Annotated in this window: 22 protein-coding genes; 18 read left to right on the top strand and 4 right to left on the bottom strand. The window is 37.9% G+C overall.

The genetic code is table 11. From position 1 onward, the window contains the following. Positions 1 to 129 precede the first annotated feature (129 nt). Together AC1VNJ_RS10130 and AC1VNJ_RS10125 are read left to right on the top strand one after the other, a co-directional pair. Entirely contained in the window at positions 130 to 1,455 is a 1,326-nt protein-coding gene (locus AC1VNJ_RS10130; protein WP_016763224.1) for an NCS2 family permease, read from the top strand. A gap of 146 nt (positions 1,456 to 1,601) precedes the next feature. Continuing rightward, a complete protein-coding gene (locus tag AC1VNJ_RS10125; protein ID WP_482640758.1) occupies positions 1,602 to 2,633 on the top strand; it encodes a LacI family DNA-binding transcriptional regulator in 1,032 nt (343 codons plus the stop codon). A gap of 24 nt (positions 2,634 to 2,657) precedes the next feature. Here AC1VNJ_RS10125 and AC1VNJ_RS10120 read toward each other — a convergent pair whose 3' ends face one another. Further along, positions 2,658 to 3,215, bottom strand: a complete 558-nt coding sequence (locus AC1VNJ_RS10120; protein ID WP_028412204.1) for a shikimate kinase — start codon at positions 3,213 to 3,215, stop codon at positions 2,658 to 2,660. A gap of 533 nt (positions 3,216 to 3,748) precedes the next feature. Between AC1VNJ_RS10120 and AC1VNJ_RS10115 the strand changes: the two genes are divergently transcribed. From AC1VNJ_RS10115 to aroD, 3 genes are all read left to right on the top strand, one after another. Further along, positions 3,749 to 5,179 carry an aldehyde dehydrogenase family protein gene (locus AC1VNJ_RS10115; RefSeq protein WP_482640757.1) on the top strand — a complete coding sequence of 477 codons (1,431 nt, stop codon included), beginning with the start codon at positions 3,749 to 3,751 and terminating at the stop codon, positions 5,177 to 5,179. Positions 5,180 to 5,230: 51 nt separating this feature from the next. Further along, positions 5,231 to 6,988: a thiamine pyrophosphate-binding protein gene (locus AC1VNJ_RS10110; protein WP_034269738.1), complete on the top strand. Its 1,758-nt coding sequence runs from the start codon at positions 5,231 to 5,233 to the stop codon at positions 6,986 to 6,988. A gap of 66 nt (positions 6,989 to 7,054) precedes the next feature. After that, positions 7,055 to 7,840, top strand: a complete 786-nt coding sequence (gene aroD, locus AC1VNJ_RS10105) for a type I 3-dehydroquinate dehydratase (protein ID WP_115653164.1) — start codon at positions 7,055 to 7,057, stop codon at positions 7,838 to 7,840. A gap of 38 nt (positions 7,841 to 7,878) precedes the next feature. Here aroD and AC1VNJ_RS10100 read toward each other — a convergent pair whose 3' ends face one another. Beyond that, entirely contained in the window at positions 7,879 to 8,055 is a 177-nt protein-coding gene (locus AC1VNJ_RS10100; RefSeq protein WP_081356462.1) for a YvzF family protein, read from the bottom strand. A gap of 199 nt (positions 8,056 to 8,254) precedes the next feature. On the opposite strand from AC1VNJ_RS10100, the gene treP reads away from it, so the two are divergent. From treP to AC1VNJ_RS10065, 7 genes are all read left to right on the top strand, one after another. Then, on the top strand, positions 8,255 to 9,718 hold the full coding sequence (gene treP, locus AC1VNJ_RS10095; protein ID WP_482640756.1) for a PTS system trehalose-specific EIIBC component: 1,464 nt from the start codon (positions 8,255 to 8,257) through the stop codon (positions 9,716 to 9,718). A gap of 15 nt (positions 9,719 to 9,733) precedes the next feature. Beyond that, positions 9,734 to 11,419: an alpha,alpha-phosphotrehalase gene (gene treC / locus AC1VNJ_RS10090; protein ID WP_247807327.1), complete on the top strand. Its 1,686-nt coding sequence runs from the start codon at positions 9,734 to 9,736 to the stop codon at positions 11,417 to 11,419. A gap of 87 nt (positions 11,420 to 11,506) precedes the next feature. Continuing rightward, positions 11,507 to 12,223 (top strand): trehalose operon repressor, encoded by a 717-nt coding sequence (gene treR / locus AC1VNJ_RS10085; RefSeq protein WP_013055666.1) that lies wholly within the window; start codon positions 11,507 to 11,509, stop codon positions 12,221 to 12,223. 355 nt (positions 12,224 to 12,578) lie between these two features. Next, the gene (gene pxpB / locus AC1VNJ_RS10080) at positions 12,579 to 13,301 is read left to right on the top strand and encodes a 5-oxoprolinase subunit PxpB (protein ID WP_430053838.1); all 723 of its coding nucleotides are present in this window, start codon (positions 12,579 to 12,581) and stop codon (positions 13,299 to 13,301) included. Then, positions 13,291 to 14,289 (top strand): 5-oxoprolinase subunit C family protein, encoded by a 999-nt coding sequence (locus AC1VNJ_RS10075; RefSeq protein ID WP_028412212.1) that lies wholly within the window; start codon positions 13,291 to 13,293, stop codon positions 14,287 to 14,289. The genes pxpB and AC1VNJ_RS10075 overlap by 11 nt, the downstream gene beginning before the upstream one ends. 11 nt (positions 14,290 to 14,300) lie before the next feature. After that, positions 14,301 to 15,056, top strand: coding sequence for a LamB/YcsF family protein (locus AC1VNJ_RS10070; RefSeq protein WP_034269755.1), 756 nt, complete (start codon positions 14,301 to 14,303; stop codon positions 15,054 to 15,056). 9 nt (positions 15,057 to 15,065) lie between these two features. Next, positions 15,066 to 16,253, top strand: coding sequence for an NRAMP family divalent metal transporter (locus AC1VNJ_RS10065; RefSeq protein ID WP_033578187.1), 1,188 nt, complete (start codon positions 15,066 to 15,068; stop codon positions 16,251 to 16,253). 42 nt (positions 16,254 to 16,295) lie between these two features. Here the strand turns inward: AC1VNJ_RS10065 and trhA are convergent, their stop codons facing one another. After that, on the bottom strand, positions 16,296 to 16,946 hold the full coding sequence (trhA, locus tag AC1VNJ_RS10060) for a PAQR family membrane homeostasis protein TrhA (RefSeq protein WP_013055671.1): 651 nt from the start codon (positions 16,944 to 16,946) through the stop codon (positions 16,296 to 16,298). Between the two features lie 382 nt (positions 16,947 to 17,328). On the opposite strand from trhA, the gene AC1VNJ_RS10055 reads away from it, so the two are divergent. The 4 genes from AC1VNJ_RS10055 (at position 17,329) to AC1VNJ_RS10040 (ending at position 20,809) form a co-directional block, all read left to right on the top strand. Next, positions 17,329 to 17,967 (top strand): DUF1643 domain-containing protein, encoded by a 639-nt coding sequence (locus AC1VNJ_RS10055; protein WP_205689676.1) that lies wholly within the window; start codon positions 17,329 to 17,331, stop codon positions 17,965 to 17,967. Between the two features lie 101 nt (positions 17,968 to 18,068). Continuing rightward, the gene (locus AC1VNJ_RS10050) at positions 18,069 to 18,488 is read left to right on the top strand and encodes a hypothetical protein (RefSeq protein WP_016763238.1); all 420 of its coding nucleotides are present in this window, start codon (positions 18,069 to 18,071) and stop codon (positions 18,486 to 18,488) included. A 464-nt stretch (positions 18,489 to 18,952) separates the two neighbouring features. Then, positions 18,953 to 19,606, top strand: coding sequence for a 5,6-dimethylbenzimidazole synthase (gene bluB / locus AC1VNJ_RS10045; protein ID WP_013055676.1), 654 nt, complete (start codon positions 18,953 to 18,955; stop codon positions 19,604 to 19,606). A gap of 168 nt (positions 19,607 to 19,774) precedes the next feature. Continuing rightward, complete coding sequence (locus tag AC1VNJ_RS10040) at positions 19,775 to 20,809, top strand: AI-2E family transporter (protein WP_028412216.1); 1,035 nt, start codon at positions 19,775 to 19,777, stop codon at positions 20,807 to 20,809. Positions 20,810 to 20,852: 43 nt separating this feature from the next. Here the strand turns inward: AC1VNJ_RS10040 and AC1VNJ_RS10035 are convergent, their stop codons facing one another. Next, positions 20,853 to 21,728 (bottom strand): LysR family transcriptional regulator, encoded by an 876-nt coding sequence (locus AC1VNJ_RS10035; RefSeq protein ID WP_482640755.1) that lies wholly within the window; start codon positions 21,726 to 21,728, stop codon positions 20,853 to 20,855. A 161-nt stretch (positions 21,729 to 21,889) separates the two neighbouring features. Here AC1VNJ_RS10035 and AC1VNJ_RS10030 point away from each other — a divergent pair, with 161 nt between their 5' ends. Next, a complete protein-coding gene (locus tag AC1VNJ_RS10030) occupies positions 21,890 to 22,870 on the top strand; it encodes a zinc-binding dehydrogenase (RefSeq protein ID WP_247807323.1) in 981 nt (326 codons plus the stop codon). Between the two features lie 235 nt (positions 22,871 to 23,105). Next, positions 23,106 to 23,684, top strand: a complete 579-nt coding sequence (locus AC1VNJ_RS10025) for a DedA family protein (RefSeq protein ID WP_014461334.1) — start codon at positions 23,106 to 23,108, stop codon at positions 23,682 to 23,684. The last annotated feature ends 164 nt before the right edge of the window (positions 23,685 to 23,848 follow it).

Genomic DNA, 23,848 nt, shown 5'->3' with positions numbered 1-23,848 from the left:
ACAAATTAAGACTATAATAGGACAAAAGATTTTACTTTGAAACGTAAAATCCTCCTAAATCGTGTCCTTTTTAGGACATTTGAATAGGTAGGATTTTTTATTTTTTTTAGAAGTAGGGAGGCGCGCGTGTTGGAGCGTAACGGAATATTAGAGCGCTTGTTTAAACTATCAGAGCGCAACACAACACCAAAACAAGAAATACTAGCAGGACTTACAACTTTTATGACGGTCAGTTATATGGTAATCGTCAATCCCATTATCATGTCTGACGCGGGTATCCCTCGAGAAGCGGCTCTTGCAGCTACCATTTATGCCATTGTATTTAGTACGTTACTGATGGCTCTATGGGCAAACTTCCCGATTGTAACCGGTCCAGGGATGGGTTTAAATGCGTTTTTTACGTATTCAGTAGTATTAGGACAAGGATTGTCATGGCAAACGGCACTTGGAGCAGTTTTTATATCCGGGGTCTTATTTTTTGTTTTAACGGTAACAGGAATACGCGGAAAGATTATTGATGCCATTCCGAACGTATTAAAGTCTTCAATAGCAGTTGGAATTGGTCTTTTTGTTGCGTTTATCGGTTTGAAAAACGCTGGATTAGTTGTGGCAAACGAGTCTACTTTTGTAGGGCTTGGAAATGTCATGGATAAAGGCCCGTTACTTGCTATTTTTGGGCTGATATTAGCAGCTGTACTGATGGCTAAAAATGTAAAAGGTGCTCTTATTATAAGTATTTTTGCTACCACAATATTAGCAATGATTGTAGGAGTACAAGCAGTTCCTCATTCTCTGAAAGACGTCTTTTCAGCTACGCCGCCAAGCGTTGGAGAAACATTCTTTCAAATGGATTTAAAGGGTGCAGTTGCCTACGGCATTTTTTCAGTTGTATTTTCTTTCACCATCGTAGAATTATTTGATACGCTAGCGACATTGATTGGACTATCTAAAAAAGCAAACTTAGTAGATAAAAACGGTAAAATTCCAGGTTTAAATCGCGCGCTTGCAGCAGATTCAATTGGTACAATGGCGAGTGCTATTTTTGGAAGCACTGCGTTAAATACGTATATTGAAAATGCAACAGGTATTGCAGAAGGAGGGCGTACCGGCTTAAAGGCATTAACGGTTGCCATATTATTTATATTTACCTTGTTTTTTGCACCGCTTATTCAATTTATCCCAAGCGTTGCTACTGCTCCAGCACTCATTATTATTGGTTCGCTTATGCTAAGTGACATTCGAAACGTTAACTTCGACGATTTCACTGAAGTTGTTCCCGCTTTCTTAACAATTGTCATGATGCCGTTAACCTACAGCATTGCAGAAGGGTTAGCATTCGGCTTCATTTCATACACAGCGATTAAACTGTTTACAGGACGCCATCGCGAAATTCATTGGATGATGTATGTAATCACCATTGCCTTTTTTATCAATTTTTATATGAGTTCCCATTAGGAAGAAAAGACGTAGCATTAAGCTACGTCTTTTTTTGTTACTGAGTCCTTGTCAGAGAACATCGTGAAAGAATGAAGCTTTTCTTTTATTTTAGATAATTGTAAAATAATTATAAAAGGTGCGTTATAAAGGGTTGGTGGAATAAATTGAAACAAAGTAAACGCAAACGTGTAACCTTACAACAAGTGGCAGAACACGCGGGAGTATCTCGAGCTACTGCTTCGCTTATTGTGCGAAATAGTCCAAGTGTTTCTGAAAAAACAAGGGAAAAAGTTCTAGCTTCGATGAAAGAGTTAGGATACGTGTATGACCGAATTGCGGCAAATTTAAGATCTCAAACTTCATCAACAATCGGAGTTATTATTACGGATATATCTAATACGTTTTTTACAGAATTGTTAATTGGAGTACACGAGGAGCTCGAGAAAGACGGATATACGGTGTTTTTAGGTACGACGTTTGATTCGGATAATCGACAGGATCAGCTGCTTTCTACAATGCTGGAGCACCGGGTAGGAGGCATTATTTTATGTCCTGTTGCGGGTACATCGGAAGATACGATAAGAAAAATTCAGCATCTAGATGTTCCTTCAGTACTAGCAGTAAGGGAATTGCCTGAGGTGGAGTCAGATTATGTAGGGGTAGATTATAGCTTAGGCGTTCAAAAAGCGGTTCAACACTTACTTGAACAGGGACACAAAAGAATTGCATTTTTAGGAGGAACAACCGGTTCTACAACGTGGAAAGAAAGAATGGAAGGTTACCGTTCGGCACTAAAGAACGCAGGAATTTCTATTGATGAAGAGCTTGTTATTCCGAGCGGTCCGACAAGAAGCGGCGGTGTAGAAGCTGCACATCAAGTACTGAACATTTCTGAGCCTCCAACAGCAGTTTTTTGTTTTAGCGACTTAGTTGCATTTGGTGTTATGCAAGGTTTAAAAGAGAAAGGGATTGTTCTCGGAGAAGATATAGCGGTAGTAGGATTTGATAATGTCATGGAATCATCTGTATGTCACCCTACTCTAACAACCGTCTCTTCTTTTGCAAGACAAATAGGAAAAGATGCTGCACGGTGTCTTCATAACCAAATTGTTGATAAAAAAGAACATCATCATCGCATTATTTTAACACCTCAGTTAGTTGTTCGAGAATCGTCATCAAAAAAAAGAAGCAGTTAATGAACTGCTTCTTTTCCTTGTGAATTATTTAGACGGTTCGTAAATATCCCAAGCCATTTTCAAGGAATCAACGATATAATTTGCTACTTCTTCAATATCCAAATTGTCAGTTTCTACTTTGGAGTGGTGGTTGGAATAAATTGCTTGTCGCGTATAAAATAATTTTTCAATATCCTCTAGACTTCTTCCTTGTAAAACAGGGCGACTGTCAATAATGAGGCTGATGCGCTCTTTCCATGAATCCCATGAAAGGTCTAAAAAGAATACAATACAATTTGATAAGCATATTTTTTGAATTTCTTCTTGAAGAAATGCGCCTCCGCCAACGGATATAATTTTTAAACGCTGCTGAGATAACTGGCTAATTACTTCTTTTTCTTTATTTCGGAAAAACTCTTCACCAAACTCTTTAAAGATTTGTGAGGTAGGCATTTGAAACATTTTTTCGATTTCTTGGTCTATATCGACAAAATCTCTGTATAATTTCTTAGCGACTAGTTCGCCGATTGTTGTTTTACCTACGCCCATAAAGCCAATAAATACAATGCTTTTTTCTCTAAGAGACATCTCGCTGTAAGTCATTTTTCAAAGCCTCTTTCTGTTTTTAACAATAAAAAACTTATTATTTTGTATTTGAGTTATTAGAATTATAATACAAATTTTACTGTTTGTAAAAACAGTGAAAGGATATTATGTCCTAAGAAACAAGTATCAGCTTACATTTATAAAATTTCTGTTAGTCAACAGATGGGATCAGCTGTGAGTAAAACAAAAAAGCAATAGTTCAGCTCGATCAAGATCATAAACCTTTATTATATTGATAATACTGCTATCTTTGATATTTCTACAGTGTATGTTAGAAAAAAAGGGAAGTGAATGTGACGCTGCTTAAGAGATTATAATCAATATTAATAAATATTTTTAGAAAATTCTTTAATTTTCTATTGCTAGATTAAAATTTCTGTTGTAGGATTATGATAACGTTTACAAAACGAGTTATTACTTTAAATCAGTAGAATTTATAGAAAACTGCGTCAAATTTTAGATCGATCTAAAATTAAAATTAGATCGATCTAAAAAGGCAATCAGGTCAATTGTTAAAAGGAGAGATCTCAATGAGCTTTAGACGAGCAAGGCCTTATGTAAATACAGAATGGCTTGAAGGTAATCGATCAGCAGTAAGTATTAAAAGTCCGTATTCGCAGGAAGTAATTGGTGAACAAATTATAGCAACGCCAGAAGATGTGGAACAAGCGCTATCAGCTGCCTATGAAGCCAAAAAAACAATTGCGAGTCTGTCTTCTTATGAAAGGGCCAAAATTTTAAAAGAAGCAGCACGGCTTTTGGAAAAGCAAAAAGAAAAATTTGCTTCTCTCATCTCAAATGAGTTAGGAAAACCGATGAAGAATACGTTGGACGAAGTATCTCGATCTGTAGAAACATTAGAGCAATCTGCGGAAGAAGCAAAAAGGCTTATCGGTGAGACGATACCAGGAGATGCTTCCGAACGAGGAGGAAAAGCGATAGCTTCCACATTTCGTGTACCAGTCGGAGTTGTTGCCGCTATTACTCCTTTTAATGCACCTTTGAATTTAGTATGCCACAAAATTGGACCAGCTTTTGCTGCTGGCAACAGTGTTATTTTAAAACCAGCTCCGCAAACAACTTTAGTTGCTTCAGAGTTTATAGCTCTATTATTAGAAGCTGGAATGCCTGAATGCGCTATTAACATGGTTTTAGGGGGAGTAGAAACAGGGCAGCAAATCGTAAAAGATGACCGTGTAAATATAATTTCTTTTACTGGTGGAACAGTGGCAAGCAGAAATATATGTGAACTGGCTGGAATGAAAAAAGTCCTTCTAGAGTTAGGAGGAAATGCTTCAACAATTGTTCATGAAGATGCTGATATTAAAAAAGCTGCTGAAATGTGTGGGAGAACAGGGTTTAGCAACTCCGGTCAAAGCTGTATTTCAGTTCAGCGTATTTATGTACATGACTCAGTTGTTTCTGAATTTACAGAGCTTCTGAAGAATGAGGTAACGTCTTTAAAAGTTGGTGATCCTCTGCTGCCGCAGACGGATGTTGGATGTTTAGTAGATGAAAAAGCAGCAAACCGAGTTTTGGCTTGGATTGAAGAAGCAGTCGATTTAGGTGCAAAACTGATATGCGGCGGCAAAAAGACAGGGGCTTCTATAGAACCTACTGTTCTATTAAATCCTCCTAAACAAAGCAAAGTAGTATGTCAAGAAGTGTTTGGACCTGTGGTGAGCATCATTCCTTATCAAAATATTGAAGAAGCTATTCGGGAAACAAATGATTCATCATTCGGTTTGCAAGCAGGGCTGTTTACAAATCAAATGGATTTAGCTTACCGTGTGGCTGAATCTCTAGAAGTAGGAGGAGTTGTGATTAATGGAACCTCTAATTTTCGACTCGACCATTGGCCGTACGGTGGAATAAAAGACAGCGGCGTTGGTAGAGAAGGACCTCGATTTGCGATTGAAGATATGACAGAAACAAAAATGATTGTCCTACACCTATCGTAGCTGAGTTTATTACTTGACAAAATATACAGTGAATTTAAAGGAGGATATACAATGGAAAAATTAATATCACATCAATTAGTAAATTATCTTGAGGAACGAGGCATCGAGCATATTTTTGGTTTGTGTGGTCATACAAACATAGCGGTATTAACAGCCTTAGAAGAAAGCAAAATTAAATTTATCAACGTTCGACATGAACAAATTGCAGCGCACGCAGCTGATGGCTATGCGCGTGTGACGAAAAAAGCAGCAGTAGTATTAAGTCACTTAGGTCCTGGATTAACAAATGCTGCTACAGGTGTAGCCAATGCAGCGTTAGATTCAATTCCAATGGTTGTCATCGCTGGTGATGTTCCTACTCATTATTATGGAAAGCATCCGCATCAAGAGGTAAATTTACATGCTGATGCTTCGCAATATGAAATTTATCGTCCATTCGTTAAGCGTGCATGGAGAGTTGACCGTCCAGATTTATTTCCGGAAATATTAGAGAAAGCATTTTTACTAGCGGAAAGTGGAAATCCTGGCCCCGTATTAGTATCTGTACCAATGGATATCTTTTCAAAAAAGATCGATGTTTCTTTATTTGATCGACTGCATCGTCAAACGAAATCTTTGCAAAAACCTTCTATCGATGATGAAACGGCAAAGAGTATTGTACAAAAATTAGTTAATGCCAAAAATCCAGTGTTATATGTAGGCGGAGGTATCCTATTAGCAGATGCAGCAAATGAATTAAAAGAGCTTGTGGATCACTTGAACATTCCGGTAGCCCACTCCTTAATGGGCAAAGGAGCACTTTCAGATGATCATGACTTGACTCTAGGGATGACTGGTTTTTGGGGTACGAAGTTTATTAATGAAAAGTGTCGGACTGCCGATTATATTTTAGCATTAGGAACACGATTTGCAGAAGCAGATTCTAGCTCCTGGGAGCCGGAATATACGTTTGATTTTTCACAAACAAAATTAATTCATATTGATATTGATCCTAGTGAGATAGGGCGTAATTATCCTGCCGAAATTGGTGTAGTGGCGGATTTAAAACAAGCCCTTAAAGTCTTGAATCGCGTGGCTAAACAGCTTATTCCGGAAGGAGTAAAAAACGAAGCATTAATAAAAGAGATTGCTTCTTATCGTGAAGAGTTCAAAGCTAGCAATGAAGAGTATATTCACGACAATTCATTTCCAATGCAGCCGCAGCGAATTTTAAATGAAGTTCGTGAAGTCCTGCCGAAAGATGCCTATATTACTACTGATGTAGGCTGGAATAAGAACGGGGTAGGACAACAGTTTCCAATCTATGAAGCTGGAAGTATATTAACTCCAGGAGGTTTTGCTACAATGGGATTTGGAGCGCCGGCAGCTTTAGGAGCAAAGGTAGCTCAGCCTGATAAAGTAGTTGTTTCTCTAGTAGGAGACGGGGGATTCGGCCAAAATCCAGCTGTGCTTGCTACGGCAGCTGAAGAGAATATTCCTGTGGTTTGGATCGTTATGAATAACTTTGCGTTTGGTACGATCGCTGGACTGCAAAAAGCACATTTTGGAACCACTCTAGGCACGGTATTTGAAAAAGATGGAGAGGTTTATTCTCCTGACTTTGCAAGTATCGCTAAAGCTTATGGAGTAGAAGGTATAAAAATTCAATCAGCCGAAGAGTTCAAACCTGCACTGCAAAGAGCTATTGCTTCTAATAAACCAGTTGTAATTGATGTAGCGATGTTAAACAATCCTGTACCAACATCAGGACATTGGAACATCATGGATATTTACTCACCGGATAAGAAAGTACACCATGTATCTGTTTAACAAGTATGGAACAAATGCTGAAATGAAAACGGAAACATTTAACTTTGATAAAAAGGAGCTGTTCCTATGTTAGAGAGTGTGGAAGGAACTCATTCTCCATCTATTTGTACGCCTCTAGTAGGCAAAAATCACAAAGAGCTTTTAACAGAGCTGGCGGACATTCTATTAAAAAAGCCGGATATAATTGAATGGCGCCTAGATTTTTATGAAGAAATTCAAGATATGAACAGCGTCCTTTCTGCAGCTAAAGATATATATGAAAATAGTGAGCGCACTCCTATTTTGCTTACTGTACGTTCTCAAAAGGAAGGAGGACAGCCTATTTCTTTATCAGAAAAGGAAGTAGTAGCCATACTTGCAGAGGTATGTAAACACCCGTATGTAGCAATTATTGATTTTGAAGTATCAAATCAACCGGATCACATCCGCTATTTGCGTGAAGTGTCCAAGGAAAATAACAAGAAACTTGTGCTTTCTTATCATAATTTTTCTTTTACGCCTCCTAAAGCGGAAATTTTTAAAAGCTTATTTCTAGCTGAATTTTACGGAGCAGATGCAGCAAAAGCAGCTGTCATGCCTCAGAACAATCAAGATGTTTTAACTTTATTGGAAGCTACAAGAGAGGCTGAAAAAGAGCTCAGCATTCCTCTCATTACCATGTCGATGGGAGGGTTAGGAGCTATTAGCCGAATTGTCGGATGGATGTACGGCTCGTCTGTTACTTTCGCTGTAGGGAAAAGCAGCTCAGCTCCTGGGCAAGTTCCAATTGATGAATTACGAAAAATAATTCAGTTAACAAAAAAAGTTACGGATCCTGAGAGCAACCCTTTCCATCAAATTGGTTCGATATAAAATAAAAAGAACAAGAGCATGCTATGCTCTTGTTCTTTTTATTTATCCTTTAAATGCATTGAAAGATAAACGCGAGTATCTTTTTTGTGCTCATATTTTGGATTAGCGCTTCGCGTATATTCTTTTGACTGATGTTCTATATGGTAGTTCTGTTCAAATTGTTTGATTGCTTCATTAATTTCTTCTTGTGTTCCCATTAATCTTACTTGCAGCATTGTAATGTCTCCTTCCATACACTTTGCTTTTTGACTATATCATGAAATGAAAAAGAAGTAATTTTATTTTTGTTGACGGACTTGTATATACAGGTTAGAATAAAAATATAAAACTTGTATATACAGGTTTGTGGTGAGATTTATATGGGGGATAGGAGATATAGGAGTAAAATGAAAGCGGAAACAAGGGGGAAAAGACATGAATCGAGAATCTGTTGAACGCATTGTAGAAGCCGTTGGCGGAAAAGAAAATATCTCTGCTGCAACGCACTGTGTAACGCGCCTTCGACTTGTTTTAAAAGATGAAGGTAAAGTCAATCAACGTATGCTAGATGAGCACGAATTAGTAAAAGGATCTTTTTCTACAAACGGCCAGTTTCAAGTTGTCATTGGTCAAGGCACGGTGGATAAAGTATATAAAGAAATGGTGGCGCTTACAGGTATAGGCGAGCTATCAAAAGAAGAAGTGAAAAACGAAGCGGCTAAAAACTTAAATCCGCTGCAGCGCGCAATAAAAACATTAGCTGACATTTTTATTCCTATTTTACCGGCCATCGTAACCGCGGGTTTATTGATGGGAATCAATAATGTACTAACAGGAGCCGGAATTTTTTACGATGATAAATCAATCGTAGATGTTCATACACAGTGGAAAGACTTCGCAAGCATGATTAATTTAATTGCGAATACGGCTTTTGCCTTTTTGCCAGCTCTTATTGGGTGGTCAGCTGTTACGCGTTTTGGAGGAAGTCCTTTATTTGGAATTGTCCTTGGGCTCATGCTTGTACATCCTGACTTGCTAAATGCTTGGTCTTACGGAGAAGCATTAAAAAAAGGAAGTATTGATACGTGGAATTTATTTGGCCTGCATGTTGAGAAAGTAGGCTATCAAGGACAGGTTTTACCCGTGTTAGTTGCTTCATTCGTCTTGGCAAAAATCGAATTATTCTTACGAAAACGCATACCGGATGGATTTCAACTTTTGATTGTAGCACCTGTAGCTCTTTTAGTAACAGGGTTTCTCGCTTTTATTGTAATTGGTCCAATTACATTTGCAATAGGAAATGTTATTACAGATGCAGTTGTATGGCTGTTTAAAACGGCTCCATTTATTGGAGGGCTTGTATATGGAGGTTTATACGCTCCTCTTGTTATTACAGGGATGCACCATACATTTTTGGCCGTAGATTTACAGCTGATTGGAAGCATAGGGAGTACGTTCTTATGGCCAATGGTAGCATTATCGAATATTGCACAGGGCTCTGCGGCTTTCGCGATAATGGTTCTTTCAAAAGATGATGAGAAATTAAAAGGATTATCTTTAACGTCAGGGGTTTCAGCGTGGCTTGGCATTACGGAACCTGCAATGTTTGGTGTGAATTTGCGTTTTAGATTTGCTTTTATTTCTGCAGTGATTGGTTCAGCTATTGCCGGTATTGTCATATCTGTAGCCGGAGTGAAAGCAGCGTCGGTAGGAATTGGGGGTATACCAGCTCCGTTATCAATTGTTCCACAGAGCTGGCCGCCTTTTATTATTGGAATGGTCATCGTAATCGTTGTGCCGTTTCTTTTAACGTTAACGCTCGGAAAGCTTCAGAAAAAATCAACCGTTACATCAACGGTCGCGGGTACAGACTCATTTCAACATAATTCTAAGAATTAAATGGTGGTGTTAAAGATGCAAGAACCTTGGTGGAAAAAATCGGTTGTTTATCAAATTTATCCAAAAAGTTTTTATGATACGACTGGAAACGGCGTGGGTGATATAGCTGGCATTATTGAAAAGCTAGATTATTTGAAAAAGCTCGGGGTAGATGTTCTGTGGCTAACGCCAATTTATAAATCACCACAGCGGGATAATGGATATGATATAAGTGATTATTTTGTTATTCAAGAAGAATACGGAACAATGGAGGACTTTGATCGTTTAGTAACAGAAGCGCATAAGCGGGGGCTTAAAGTCATCATGGATATTGTCGTTAATCATACATCAACTGAACATGAATGGTTTCAAGAAGCTAAAAAATCGAAAGATAACCCGTACAGAGATTTTTATATTTGGAAAGATCAAAAAGAAGATGGAAGTGCTCCGACGAATTGGGTTTCAAAATTTGGGGGATCCGCGTGGGAGCATGATAACCTCACAGAACAATCGTATCTGCATTTGTTTGATGTTACGCAAGCGGATTTGAACTGGGAAAACGAGCGTGTGCGCCGCAGCGTGTATGACATGATGACGTTTTGGTTTGAAAAAGGAGTAGATGGATTTCGTCTGGACGTTATTAATTTAATTTCAAAAGATCAGCGTTTTTTAGATGATGATGGTTCCGTTGCACCAGGAGATGGCCGGAAATTCTACACCGACGGTCCTCGCGTGCACGAATATATGCGGGAAATGAATCAAGAAGTTTTTTCAAAATATGATAGTATGACCGTTGGAGAAATGTCGTCCACAACTGTTGACCACTGTATTCAGTACTCTCATCCGGACCGACGCGAGCTTAGTATGACGTTTAATTTTCATCATTTGAAAGTCGATTACCCGAATGGAGAAAAGTGGGCCCTAGCAGATTTTGATTTTATTAAATTAAAAGAGATTCTATCAACTTGGCAAACGGAAATGAATAAAGGTGGGGGATGGAATGCATTATTTTGGTGCAACCATGATCAGCCTCGCGTTGTTTCACGCTATGGAGACGACGAACTCTATCATAATAAATCTGCTAAAATGCTCGCTACAACGATTCATTTGATGCAGGGAACGCCTTATATCTATCAAGGCGAAGAAATAGGTATGACAAACCCGAAGTTTTCCTCTATTGATGAATATAGAGATGTGGAGTCATTAAATGTGTATGAAATAAAACGTGCACAAGGAATGGACGAAAATGAAATTTTGGAAATTTTAAAACATAAATCAAGAGATAATTCCCGTACACCGGTGCAATGGAACGATAAGCCGAATGCAGGTTTTACAAAAGGAAAGCCATGGATTAATCCGGCCGATAACTACCGTAAAATTAATGTAGAAAAAGCGTTAGAGGATAAAGATTCAATCTTTTATTTTTATCAAAAGCTTATTGCACTGCGCAAGCAGTACGAGATTATCACCTATGGAAACTATGAATTGATTCTTGGAGAAGACGAGCAGATTTTCGCTTATATCCGAAATGGAGCAGATGAAAAGCTGCTCGTAATAAACAATTTCTACGGCAGCGAAACAGCCTTTGAACTGCCAGAAAATCTAACTTTTGAAGGATATCATAGTGAAATATTGCTGTCTAACTACGAAGATTCACCAAAGGAATTCAAGCGAGTCTTACTTCGGCCGTATGAATCAATCGTGTATCATTTAAAAAAATAGAGAAAAAGTGAAAAGAACGATGGGTGACAATCTATCGTTCTTTTTATACAATTGGGTATATATAGAAAGTAAAATAGGTGATGGCAATTGAAAGAAAATAAATTTATCAGCATTTACGAACAGTTAGTCGATAAAATTAAACGCGGTGACTGGCGTCCTAATACAAAACTTCCTTCTGAAAATGAGCTTGTTGAACAGTATCAAACGTCCCGTGAAACGATACGGAAAGCGTTAAATTTACTCTCGCAAAATGGGTACATTCAAAAAATGAAAGGAAAAGGTTCTTTTGTATTAGACGTATCACGCTTTGATTTTCCAGTATCAGGACTTGTTAGCTTCAAAGAAGTCGCGGAAAAGCTAGGACATACATCGACTACTATTGTAAAAGAGTTTGAATTAGTCAAGGCCGATCAAGATCTGTGCACACAGCTTGGGGCGACGAAAAAAGATCTCATATGGAAAGTAGTTCGAGCGCGTGAAATCGATGGAGAAAAAATTATTTTAGATAAAGATTTTTTTCATAAAAAGTATGTTCCTCACCTCACAAAAGACATATGCAAAGGCTCTATTTATGAATACTTAGAAAAAGATCTTGGGCTGAAAATCAGCTTTGCAAAAAAAGAAATTTCCGTTGATGAGCTGACGGATGAAGATAAGTGTTACTTAGATTTAAAAGACTATGAACATATTGTGGTAGTAAGAAACTATGTGTATTTAGAAGATGCAAGTCTTTTTCAATATACGGAATCACGTCATCGTCTTGATAAGTTTCGTTTTGTAGATTTTGCTCGCAGAGGTATATAATGGTTTACTGCCCATGAGTTTTTCCTTTTTGTACATGTTTACAAAAAAACTGCTTTGGTATAAAAAACAAAGCAGTTTTCTTATGAGGAAAACTGAAAAAACGTGATCCTTTTGACGATAAAATTCTAAAAAGGTTGAATTTTTATTTAGAGTTTGTTTTAGTAGAACATAAGATTATTTTATATTTGTATAATGTTATTCATACGGTATACAGATTTATTGATCTTTTTTTATTAGATATATAAGAAAATGTTATTTGAAAATGATAACTTCATTAGTAATTCTAATAAATCTGTCTAACTACAGCATTAAAGGGAGCTGCTCAAACAATACTAAGTAAAAAGGAGGAGACGGAATGAGTAACGATTATCGACTTTATCCTCTTGGTGATAGCGGCATTGTCGTTTCATTTGGAGACGAAATTAATTTCGGTATACATAAACGTATTCAGCAATTTACTGAGGTGCTAGAGCAATCATTATGTAAGGGAATGATTGAATATGTGCCGGCTTTTACGACTGTTACAATCTATTATGATCCTTGGATAATGAGTGAAAAAGGAAGAAGAAATCCTTACAAAGCAATATCTACATATATTGAAGAACTGCTTTTCCGCCAGGAAGAAAAATCTGAAGCGGTCGCTAGACAAATTGATATTCCGGTGTGTTACGGAGGAAAGTACGGCCCGGACTTAGAGAGAGTAGCTGCTTTTCATTCATTAACGCCTGATGAAGTTATCTCCATTCATACAAACGGAGAATATTTGGTGTATATGATAGGCTTTGCTCCTGGTTTTCCTTACTTAGGAGGGATGAGTGAAAAAATTGCGACTCCAAGGAAAGAATCACCGAGAAACAGCATCCCAAAAGGGTCAGTTGGCATCGCAGGAATGCAAACCGGCGTGTACCCAATTGAAACACCTGGAGGATGGCAGTTAATCGGGCGTACTCCTCTTACACTATTTAACCCAGAAAAAGACTCGCCAAGCTTACTTCAAGCAGGTGATCGTATCCGATTTGTTTCCATTTCTGAAACGGAATATGAAGCACAAAAGGAGGTGGATGAAGATGAGTATTAAAGTGATGCGTCCTGGTTTATTAACAACGATTCAAGATATCGGCAGACATGGATATCAAAAGGACGGCATGATTGTCAGCGGGGCAATGGACAAAGTTGCTTTAAGGATTGCCAACTTATTAGTAGGAAATCAAGAAAATCAGCCGGTTATTGAAATTACGTTAATGGGACCAAAAATTGAATTTCAGCAAGATGCTTTAATTGCCCTGACAGGAGGGGATTTATCGCCAACTGTTAATGATGAAGCCGTAAAGATGTGGCGGCCTTTATATGTGAAAAAAGGGAGCGTGCTGCAGTTTGGTGTTCCGACTTTAGGTTGCCGTTCTTATTTATCGGTTTCCGGTGCCTTTAACGTTCCTGCAGTTATGGGAAGTACATCTACTTCGCTTCGCGCTCGGATAGGAGGGCTGCACGGTAAAGCATTACAGTCAGGAGACGAAGTATTAAGCCATCCTCCTACAGAAATAGGGGAAGCAATTATAAAGAAACTGGTGAAAAAGCAAACGGACCGCTCTTTTCAGCAGGCTTTTTGGACCATTCATCCCAAACTTCTTCCTTCATACGAGACGCCTATTATCCGCACGATGAAAGGTGCGGAATTTGATTGGTTTACGAAAGAAAGTCAACAACATTTCTTTAATCAAGAATTTGACGTTACGCCGCAATCTGACCGAATGGGCTATAGACTAAAAGGGAAGAAACTAGTCCTTCAGCAGGAAAAGGAGCTGCTTTCTAGCGCTGTGACGTTTGGTACAATTCAAGTACCAAAAGAAGGACAGCCCATTGTTTTATTAGCAGATCATCAAACGACAGGAGGATACCCTAGAATAGGGCAGGTAGCAACTGCCGATTTTTCGGCGCTGGCACAAGTTTCTCCAGGGCAAAAGGTTTCTTTTCAATTCGTTTCACTGGATGAAGCGCAGCATTTATATATGGAGCAGGAAAAGAAAATCAATCATATTAAAAGAGCACTTCGAATGAAAATATAAGGGGGAAGAAAATGGCTACCGTTGATTTGAACTGTGACTTAGGGGAGAGCTTTGGGAACTATAGATTAGGAAATGATAAAGAAATTTTACGCTATGTAACGTCAGCAAACATTGCTTGTGGCTTTCATGCCGGAGATCCTTCGGTTATGAGAGAAACAGTAAAGCTGGCTTTGAGTGAAAATGTGGCGATCGGCGCGCACCCCGGATTGCAAGATTTAGCTGGATTTGGACGTAGATATATGAAAATTACGCCTCGAGAAGCTTATGATTTGATGGTGTATCAAATGGGGGCTCTTTCAGCTTTTATACGTGCAGAAGGAGGGGCCCTTCATCATGTGAAACCTCATGGTGCTTTATATAATATGGCTGCAGGGGATCGAGACATAGCTAAAGCTATTGCTGAAGCTGTTTATAATGTTAGTGAGGAAGCTATTCTATATGGTCTTGCTGGAAGTGAATCGATTAAAGCTGGAAACGAAATCGGCTTGCGTACGTCTCAGGAAGTATTTGCAGATCGAACCTATCAACAGAACGGCATGCTGACGCCGAGAAACGTTGAAAACGCCGTGATTCAAGATGAGAAAGCAGCTATTTCTCAAGTAATTAAAATGGTCAAAGAAAAGAAAGTATTCACTGTGCAAAATGAAGAGATTCCGATTCAGGCAGATACCGTCTGTATTCATGGAGACGGTGCACATGCTGTTGAATTTGCCAAAGCTATTTGTGACAAGCTAAAAGAAGAACAAATCATTATTCAACCACAATGAGGTGACATCATGAAAAAAGAACGCAACTGGAGCGTGCTCCTCGGAGCAGCATTTTTAATGGCTACTTCAGCAGTGGGTCCAGGTTTTTTAACTCAAACAACGGTCTTTACACAAGCTCTCGCCGCAAGTTTTGGTTTTGTCATTTTACTGTCGATTTTATTAGACATTGGCGTTCAGCTAAACGTATGGCGTATTATTGCCGTCTCAGAAAAAAGAGCACAGGATATTGCTAACAGTGTTTTCCCAGGTCTCGGTTTATTTATTGCTATTTTAATTGTAATCGGAGGCTTAGCATTTAATATTGGAAATGTAGGAGGAGCGGGTCTTGGCTTCAATGCGCTATTTGGTATTTCTCCTAAAGTTGGTGCAGTCATTACAGCCATTATTTCTATTGCCATCTTTTTAGTCAAAGAAGCCGGAAAATTAATGGATCGTTTTGCTCAATTAATGGGCGGAATATTAATTATTTTAATGGTGTATGTTGCGGTTTCTTCCGCTCCGCCAGTAGGAGAAGCGGTATCTAAAACATTTTGGCCGGATCACATCGACGTAATGGCGATTGTTACTCTTGTAGGAGGAACGGTAGGAGGATATATTACATTTGCAGGAGGTCACCGTTTATTAGATGCAGGAATCAAAGGAAAAGCCGCGATTCCGGAAGTAACAAGAGGAGCAGTATCCGGCATTACGATCGCTTCGATCATTCGAATTTTTCTATTTTTGGCGACATTAGGTGTGTTGAGTCAAGGGTTAAAACTGAATCCCGATAATCCACCAGCCTCTGTTTTTCAGTTAGCCGCAGGGGATATTGGCTATAAATTATTCGGTGTCGTCATGGCAGCAGCGGCTATCACTTCAGTTATTGGTTCGGCATATACATCGGTTTCCTTTATTAAATCCTTCAGCAAAAGGATTGAGAAATATGAAAACTGGATTATCATTGCATTTATTACGATTTCAACCCTGGTTTTCTTAACGATTGGTCAGCCGGTCACGCTGCTCATTTTAGCTGGAGCATTAAATGGGTTAATCTTACCTATTACACTCGGTACAATGCTTATAGCGGCGTATAAAAAGAAGATAGTAGGGGATTACAAGCATCCGACTTGGCTTACCGTTTTTGGCGGTTTTGTGGTCGTTATTATGGCTGTGCTAGGAGTCTATACGCTTGTCACTCAAATGGCAAAACTGTGGTAAGAAATTCTATAACCAATTAAAAAAGGGCCAGAAGGCCCTTTTTTAATTGGTTATAGGCAATACATATAAAATGATTGCTAAAAAGTGAAGTACGGTTCCGCCAAGAACAAACATATGCCAAATCATATGGTGAAAACGAAATCCTCGCCATACGTAAAAAACGGCTCCGATTGTATACAACACGCCTCCAACTACAAGAAGGACAATTCCTTGATGGGCAATGTTTTGAGTTAACGAATCCCACGCAAACACAATCATCCATCCCATAAATACGTAAAGAATGGTGGAAATAAAAAGGAATTTCTTCACAAAAAAAGCTTTGAATACAATTCCTGCAAGAGCGATGCCCCATACAATTCCAAAAAGTGTCCAGCCGGTGGTTCCTTTTACTGCGATAAATAAAAATGGAGTGTACGTACCGGCAATAAACAAGTAAATAGAAGAGTGGTCAAATATCTCAAAAAGATCTTTTACCTTACCTTCCGGAAAGCTATGGACAAGCGTAGAGGAGACATAGAGAAGCAGCATGGTTACTCCGTAAATAGTAAAACTGATAACATGCCAAGGCGTTCCTTCTAACGAAGAAAGTACGATTAAAAGCGTTAATCCCACAATGCTGAGTACGGCTCCAACGCCGTGTGTAATCGCATTTGCAATTTCTTCTCCTCTTGTAAATGTGTGTGTAGTAGCCATTTACAAAATCCTTTCTTTACACAAATTTATCTTCTATTTTCTCAGAGGATCAGTTTTGAACATACCTGCTGAGAAAAAATCCGTAACGGTCAAAAACATGAGTGAAAAGTTCATTGGTTATTTCTTTATTATAGACCATTCTTTTGATTTTATCTATTCTGACTGGAGGTCCGAAAAGAGGAAAGATGTATATGTGAATGTTCACTAGCTGTAAAAAGCATGTATAGAAGAAAAAAATGCTTTTTGAAAAAATGGCAGAAAAGTTGTCATGAAGGCATGATTTTGAAATACATATAAAATAAAACTTTTAACAGTCAAGGTTACGATTACTGCTTAGCTCATTTGCAATAGATAAGTAACAAGATTGTAAGAAGGCAGGGGGATGGAAGCAGTGAAAAAAGAAGTTATTTTTGATGAAACAGGCACATACAAATATTCTCTATTATGCAAATGGAGTGAAGTAAACGAACGTAAACTTACGTTTATCTTGTCCTTTCCAGAAAATACGTATGAATACAGCGATGATACAGCTGTATCCAAATGCATCGACCTGGCACAAAAGTGGGGATTTGGAGTTTTAGAAATCGTTTATTTATTCAGCTATCAAACCGATCATGTTTCGTTTTTACGCATGCTTTCAAAAGAAGAAGCTGTTGGAACAAGAACAGGTGAATATATTCAAAAGGCTGTGGAAGATGCTGAACTAGTTGTGGTAGCTTGGGGTGATCATGGAAGCATTTATAACCGGCAAGAGGAAGTAGAACGCTTTTTGAAACACAAGCCGGTATACTGTTTTGGAAAAACGAAGCAGCAATTTCCTCGCCATATTTTATCCGTCGTGCACCGTACAGAATTACAGAAATACGAAGTGCCGGCTAATCGTGAAGAGTCAGAAGAAGTTTCTTCGTTTATTGAAGACATAGATCAAAGTTTTGGTGGAGAGGATTATTCTCCAATTAAACAACTAACAGAAGAAGAACCGCTTATGTTTATTGAAGACATTGCCAGTATGTATCGATAAAGAGAAAAAGCGAGGTTTATATTCCTCGCTTTTTCGTTAGTATAAAACACCAAGTTTTGTCATATGGTTGTATCAAGAAGCGTGTGTGAAGGGGGAACTTTATGAAGTTGAATGAAGTACTGCACCGCATCACAACTATTTACAATGAGTTAGAAGAAGAGTGCTTTCAATATATAGGGACTGTGATCAATGAAAATGCAGAGCTGGATATTTCTCGTCTAGAAGAATTAAGTACGCTGTTAAACTTCGTATATGAATGCTCGCAGGATGTATTAGTAGGTTCTATTTTAACAAAATTGGATTATGGACAACCCATTTATCAATTTGCTATGTTAAAGCCTATTTCCCTTGAAGGAAATGAAGATAAGTTAGATATTTTATATGAAGAAAAGGTAAAAGTAGAAAGAGCGATTCTAGATGTGTATACAGCTCAGCGAAAGAAGTTATTGACTCAAGCAGCTGAAGACTTAAAAGAACTGCACTACGAGCTGCAAACCTACGTGTATGCTTGCAACATATAAGTGAATCTGTTGAAATGGCAAGGTATATATACAAATAAAAGGGAACATGTTAGGATAAATAAAAAGAACTCCTAATCAAAGAGTTCTTTTTATTGTAAAATATATGATTTTGAACTAGTCAAGCATAAAGACGGTGGTAATGGCAGTTACCCTTTTCTTTGTGCTTTTTTTATCCGATTGTGTTGATGATGCTGCTTACTGCGTTAAAAAAGTTCATAAGTACCTCGTTTAGCATGTAATATGCCTCCTCTCTTACTCAATATGTACAATCAAATTATCCAATTGTGTTAATGATGCTGCTTACCGCGTTAAATAAGTTCATTAAAACGTCGTTGAACATGTTTGCAACCTCCTTTATGATAGATTCATATAGTAATACGAGAAAACATAAAGTTTGGATCACATTTTTTTAATGTTTTTTTAGAAAAATAGTTAAAAAAAGAGTTTAATGGAGGTTGAAAAAGATGAATTCGTTTACAAACGACGAAAAGCAAGCGGTATACAAAGCGATTTACGGAAGAAGAGATGTACGCACATTTTTGTCTGATGAGATTCCGAATGAAACGGTTTATAACATTCTACAGGCTGCTCACAGCGGACCTTCCGTCGGGTTTATGCAGCCTTGGAATTTTATATTAGTATCTGATACAGAAGTGAAAAATAAACTTGCCTGGGCAGCAGATAAAGAGAGAAGAGCACTGGCTATTCATTATGAAGGTGAAAAGAAAGAAGATTTTTTAGAGCTAAAGATTCAAGGATTAAAAGAAGCGCCGTTAACTATTTGCGTAACGTGTGATCCAACAAGAGGGGGCTCTCATGTTCTCGGAAGAAACTCAATTCCAGAAACTGATATGATGTCAACTGCGTGTGCGATTCAAAATATGTGGCTTGCTTCATATGCAGAAGGACTGGCAATGGGATGGGTAAGTTTTTATAAAAAAAATGATGTACGTGACATTTTACATATTCCTCCTCATATTGATCCTGTAGCGCTCATGTCAATTGGCTATACAGATAAATACCCTGAGAAACCAATCTTAGAACAAGCTAACTGGGAAAAAAGAAGGGATTTAGACAAGCTAATTTATCATAATGTATGGGAAAATGAAAAAGAATAGCGGAGAGAAAATAAAGACATACTAAAAAGCGCCGAAATATAGTAAAATTTGAATATTAAATGATACACTATATATAGCGAAAGCGGATATGAGCGTCTAGCGTATCCGTTTTATTTATATGTATACAAATGACTTGGGAAAAAGAGAGATAGGAGAATTGAAGGTTTCATGAATATTGCAAGAAGTTGGCTTCACAACAAACTTACTGTTCGCATCATTACGCTTATTATTATTACAGTTTTACTTGTCAGCATTAGAAGTATGCTTCAGCTGCTGTTATTTACGTTTATTTTTACCTTTTTAATTGGTCGTCTTCAACAAACGTTAAGAAGAAAGCTTCCGCTTAATTCAACGCTTATACTCATCGTCATCTATATCGCACTGATTGGTGCTCTCGGTATTGTAGGATATGTATATATCCCGGTTATTATGACGCAAGTTACTGAGCTTGTACAGAAGCTGATGTATTTTTACAAGCACCCCCCTGATAATACATTCGTCACCTATATTATCGATAATCTAAAGAGATTTAAATCACCAGAAAATATTCAGCAGAATATTGATTTAGTATACAGCTATTTATCTAATATTGGAAAAGTAAGTGCACAAGTTTTCTTAGCACTCTTGTTAAGCCTATTCTTTTTACTTGAAAAGTCGCGGATTCACCGATTATTTGTCCAACTGGAACAATCTAGGCTGGGCTGGTTTTTCAAAGAAGCTGGCTATTTGGGGAGAAAATTTGTTAATTCCTTCGGCAAGGTAATAGAAGTTCAGTTTATTATCGCTTTTGTGAACAGCATTTTATCCGTTATTGCCCTGTGGGTGTTAGGGTTTCCTAATTTGCTTGCGCTTGGCGTTATGGTCTTTCTACTAGGGCTAGTGCCGGTTCTTGGGGTATTTGTTTCACTCATTCCGCTTTGTACAATCGCTTACAGTTTAGGAGGCGGTGTAAAAGTACTATCTGTGTTAATTATGGTGGTAGTACTTCACGCACTTGAAAGCTATGTATTAAATCCAAAGCTTATGTCATCTAAAACAAACTTGCCAACATTCATTACGTTTATCATTTTAGTATTTGGTGAACATTTCTTGGGCGTATGGGGGCTGATTCTTGGTATTCCTATTTTTATTTTCTTTTTAGATCTCGTAGGAGTAGATTCAGCACAGCAATTGTCAAAAAAAGAAGAGACTGGGACAAAATGATTTTAGACGAGGTGAAAAACGAACCACTAATCAAGATGTTTGATTAGTGGTTCGTTTCTTTTTTTAACGAGCGTATCGTTTTTTGAATGACTGGATGATCTCGATGCTTAAGTTTATAAGCAAGAAAGATCTGATTTTTTACCGCTAAATGTTCAAGTTCGATTTTCACCTTTTTTTCTTGGAGCGCTTCTTGAATCAAATAGCGGGGAAGCAGGCTGATTCCCATGTGATGCTGAATGGCTTTTAACAACGTTTGAAGATTTGGAATCACGTGATGAGGCTGAATTTCAGGCCGTTTTTTAAAATGCTGTCGCCAAAAACGCCTGATAATAGGAAGTTCAAGGCCATAGCTAATCCACCGCTGATTGTATAAAAAATCCTCTATGTCTTCATTGGGTGTCATTTCAAAAGAAGGAGGGACGGTTAAGACAAACTCTTCTTCTTCAATGACCGTATATTCGACTCCTGGTATTTGCAATCTTTGGGTTGTAATCGCAATATCAATTTCGTCGTTTTGTATCTTTTCCAGTAAAACAGAAGCAATACCAAACTGGCTGTAGCAGCGGATACCTGCATCTTTTATTCTTTCTAAAGCTTGTTCGGTAAAATACTCTACGGGAGAACCAATTTTTACGACCGGCAGCGCGTCGGGAGATGAAGCGGTCATTTTTAATTCAATTGAAGCAGCTTCTAGACTTTCAATTAACGGCACAATACGCGTGTACAGTTCTTTACCTTTTTCTGTTGGAATCATCTTTCTTGGTGCACGGATAAATAAACCTTCGCCTATTTCAGCTTCTAAAGCAGCTAAGTGCTGACTCATGGCCGGCTGCGTTAAGATCCTCGCTCTGGCTGCTTCAGAAACGGATCGATATTTGTAAATGCTAATAAAGCTGCGATACCATTCAAAATCAATCATTTATGCTATCCTTTCTTATAAATTTATTTATGGATATCTATTTATTTTCTAATTTGTATTATAGACAAGCTCTCTTTAAAATAAAAATAGTAAGCAAATCATTTTTAGATAAAATAATAAAAGTAACGCTAAGCAAATGATTTAAAAAGGAGAGTTAGACTGTGAAAGCATTATTATTGCAAGATAAAAATAAATGGACAGAAATGAAAGTAGAAGAAATAGAAAAACCTCTTCCAAATAAAGGGGAAGTAGTAGTTGAAGTTCACGCAGTGGGACTTAATCCAGTGGATTATAAAACGGCTACTAATGGAAATCCTCATTGGACATATCCTCACATTCTAGGTTTGGATGTAGCTGGGACAATCGATGAAGTTGGAGAAGGAGTAGTTGACTGGAAAAAAGGAGACCGCGTTGTCTATCACGGGGACTTTATGAAAAAAGGCGGATATGCTGAATATGCGGTCACAACTGCTCATTCAATTTCGCGCATTCCTGATGCTGTTACATTTGAAGAAGCTGCTGCTTTGCCTACTGCAGGTTACACGGCGTATGAAGCACTATTTCGTAAACTTCCAATGAACCATATTCAAACCATCTTAATTCACGGAGGAGCTGGAGGCGTAGGGGGCTTTGGCGTGCAGCTTGCTAAAAACGCTGGAAAAACCGTTTTCTCAACAGCTTCAGCACATAATCATGAGTATGTGAAGTCGTTAGGAGCTGATTATGTAATTGATTATCGCGAGGAAAACGTCGCAGAAAAAGTATTGGAGCTGACAAATGGCCGCGGCGTAGATGCTGTGCTTGACACGGTGAGCGCAAAGAACGCAACGGATTCTTTAGATATGATTGCCTATAGAGGACATTTAGCACATATTGCTGGTGCACCTGACTATACAAAAGTAAAGCCTTTTACAAAGGTGATTTCTTATCATGAAGTAGCTTTAAATGCTGCACACCACATTGATGACATGATGGCGCAAGCGGATTTAGCAAAAATGGGCGATGAGCTTTTAGCATTAGTAGCAGAGAAGAAAGTAGCTCCGATGATTGAGCGCATCATCTCGTTAAAAGAAGTGCCAAATGCATTAGAAGAGCTTTCAAAACGCCATGTGAAAGGGAAAATCATTGCTAAAATTAAATAATAGCAGGACAGAAAAGACTCTTTTATTACAACTAATAAAAGAGTTTTTTTCTGCTATTTTCTTTTTTTGCGTTACTTCACTTATGAACTGCATATGATAGAAGATAATCAAATATAGCAAACGGGTGCGTATAAGCTTTTTTTACTAGTAAAATTGCTTTGAAATCGTGAAATTTTGAATAGTTTGAGTTATGATGAAAGAACGTGAAATTTGTATGATTGAAAGGAGAAAAAAGGTGCAAGGGTTTATTGATTTTGTACAAAATTTAGGCATAGTGGGCATCTTTATTGCTACAGCAATCGAAGCTGCGGCAATTCCTTTTCCGTGTACGTTATCGATTTTGCTCATTGGCTCGGTGCTGCAGCTTTCAATATGGAAAATCCTTATTGTTTCAGCTGTCAATACCGTTATTTATATCGCATTCAACTATATTCCGTTCGTTATGGGATACAGGTTTGAATCTATTACCAAGCGCTGGTTTGGTGAAAAAAATATAAAGCGTGCCCAAAAATGGTTTCATAAATATGGAAAATGGAGTATTACGATTTCTCGTCCCATCAGTATCGCAAACTATATAACCTATTTGGCAGGACTTAGTAAAATCAAATCTAAGGACTTTGTTTTATACAGCACCTTAGGAATTTTTCCGTGGTTTGTTTTTTTGCTCTATGTAGGAGGACTTGGAGATATTGAAAAAATCCAAAAATATTTGCATGATGTAGATCGTTTAATATTTGTTATTCTTATAATCGGAGTGATAGTTGGTGCAGGCTGGTGGATGAAAAAAAAAAGAGAAAGCCAAGCTCAAGAATAAAGCTATAATGATGGTTATAGCTTTATTTTAATATAAAGAAATTATTTAAATAAAAACATTTTTCTGAAAAGTTACAAAAAAACATTTTTCCTTTTAAAAAAATGTGATACTATGGTACATAAGGTCGCTAAGAGTTGTCTTGGTTCACCGGGTGTTTACTGCAG

It is taken from the genome of Priestia sp. 3CA3, from assembly GCF_056836725.1.
This window is presented reverse-complemented; position numbering and strand designations above follow the sequence as displayed.

What these genes read in the sequence shown, in the direction of transcription:
- pxpB (WP_430053838.1), top strand. Translation starts at nt 12,579, where the DNA reads ATGAGTAACGATTATCGACTTTATCCTCTTGGTGATAGCGGCATTGTC.
- bluB (WP_013055676.1), top strand. Translation starts at nt 18,953, where the DNA reads ATGAATTCGTTTACAAACGACGAAAAGCAAGCGGTATACAAAGCGATT.
- AC1VNJ_RS10075 (WP_028412212.1), top strand. Translation starts at nt 13,291, where the DNA reads ATGAGTATTAAAGTGATGCGTCCTGGTTTATTAACAACGATTCAAGAT.
- AC1VNJ_RS10050 (WP_016763238.1), top strand. Translation starts at nt 18,069, where the DNA reads ATGAAGTTGAATGAAGTACTGCACCGCATCACAACTATTTACAATGAG.
- AC1VNJ_RS10110 (WP_034269738.1), top strand. Translation starts at nt 5,231, where the DNA reads ATGGAAAAATTAATATCACATCAATTAGTAAATTATCTTGAGGAACGA.
- AC1VNJ_RS10065 (WP_033578187.1), top strand. Translation starts at nt 15,066, where the DNA reads ATGAAAAAAGAACGCAACTGGAGCGTGCTCCTCGGAGCAGCATTTTTA.
- trhA (WP_013055671.1), bottom strand. Translation starts at nt 16,946, where the DNA reads ATGGCTACTACACACACATTTACAAGAGGAGAAGAAATTGCAAATGCG.
- AC1VNJ_RS10100 (WP_081356462.1), bottom strand. Translation starts at nt 8,055, where the DNA reads ATGCTGCAAGTAAGATTAATGGGAACACAAGAAGAAATTAATGAAGCA.
- AC1VNJ_RS10040 (WP_028412216.1), top strand. Translation starts at nt 19,775, where the DNA reads ATGAATATTGCAAGAAGTTGGCTTCACAACAAACTTACTGTTCGCATC.
- AC1VNJ_RS10120 (WP_028412204.1), bottom strand. Translation starts at nt 3,215, where the DNA reads ATGACTTACAGCGAGATGTCTCTTAGAGAAAAAAGCATTGTATTTATT.
- AC1VNJ_RS10115 (WP_482640757.1), top strand. Translation starts at nt 3,749, where the DNA reads ATGAGCTTTAGACGAGCAAGGCCTTATGTAAATACAGAATGGCTTGAA.
- AC1VNJ_RS10035 (WP_482640755.1), bottom strand. Translation starts at nt 21,728, where the DNA reads ATGATTGATTTTGAATGGTATCGCAGCTTTATTAGCATTTACAAATAT.
- AC1VNJ_RS10070 (WP_034269755.1), top strand. Translation starts at nt 14,301, where the DNA reads ATGGCTACCGTTGATTTGAACTGTGACTTAGGGGAGAGCTTTGGGAAC.
- AC1VNJ_RS10055 (WP_205689676.1), top strand. Translation starts at nt 17,329, where the DNA reads ATGGAAGCAGTGAAAAAAGAAGTTATTTTTGATGAAACAGGCACATAC.
- aroD (WP_115653164.1), top strand. Translation starts at nt 7,055, where the DNA reads ATGTTAGAGAGTGTGGAAGGAACTCATTCTCCATCTATTTGTACGCCT.
- treP (WP_482640756.1), top strand. Translation starts at nt 8,255, where the DNA reads ATGAATCGAGAATCTGTTGAACGCATTGTAGAAGCCGTTGGCGGAAAA.
- treC (WP_247807327.1), top strand. Translation starts at nt 9,734, where the DNA reads ATGCAAGAACCTTGGTGGAAAAAATCGGTTGTTTATCAAATTTATCCA.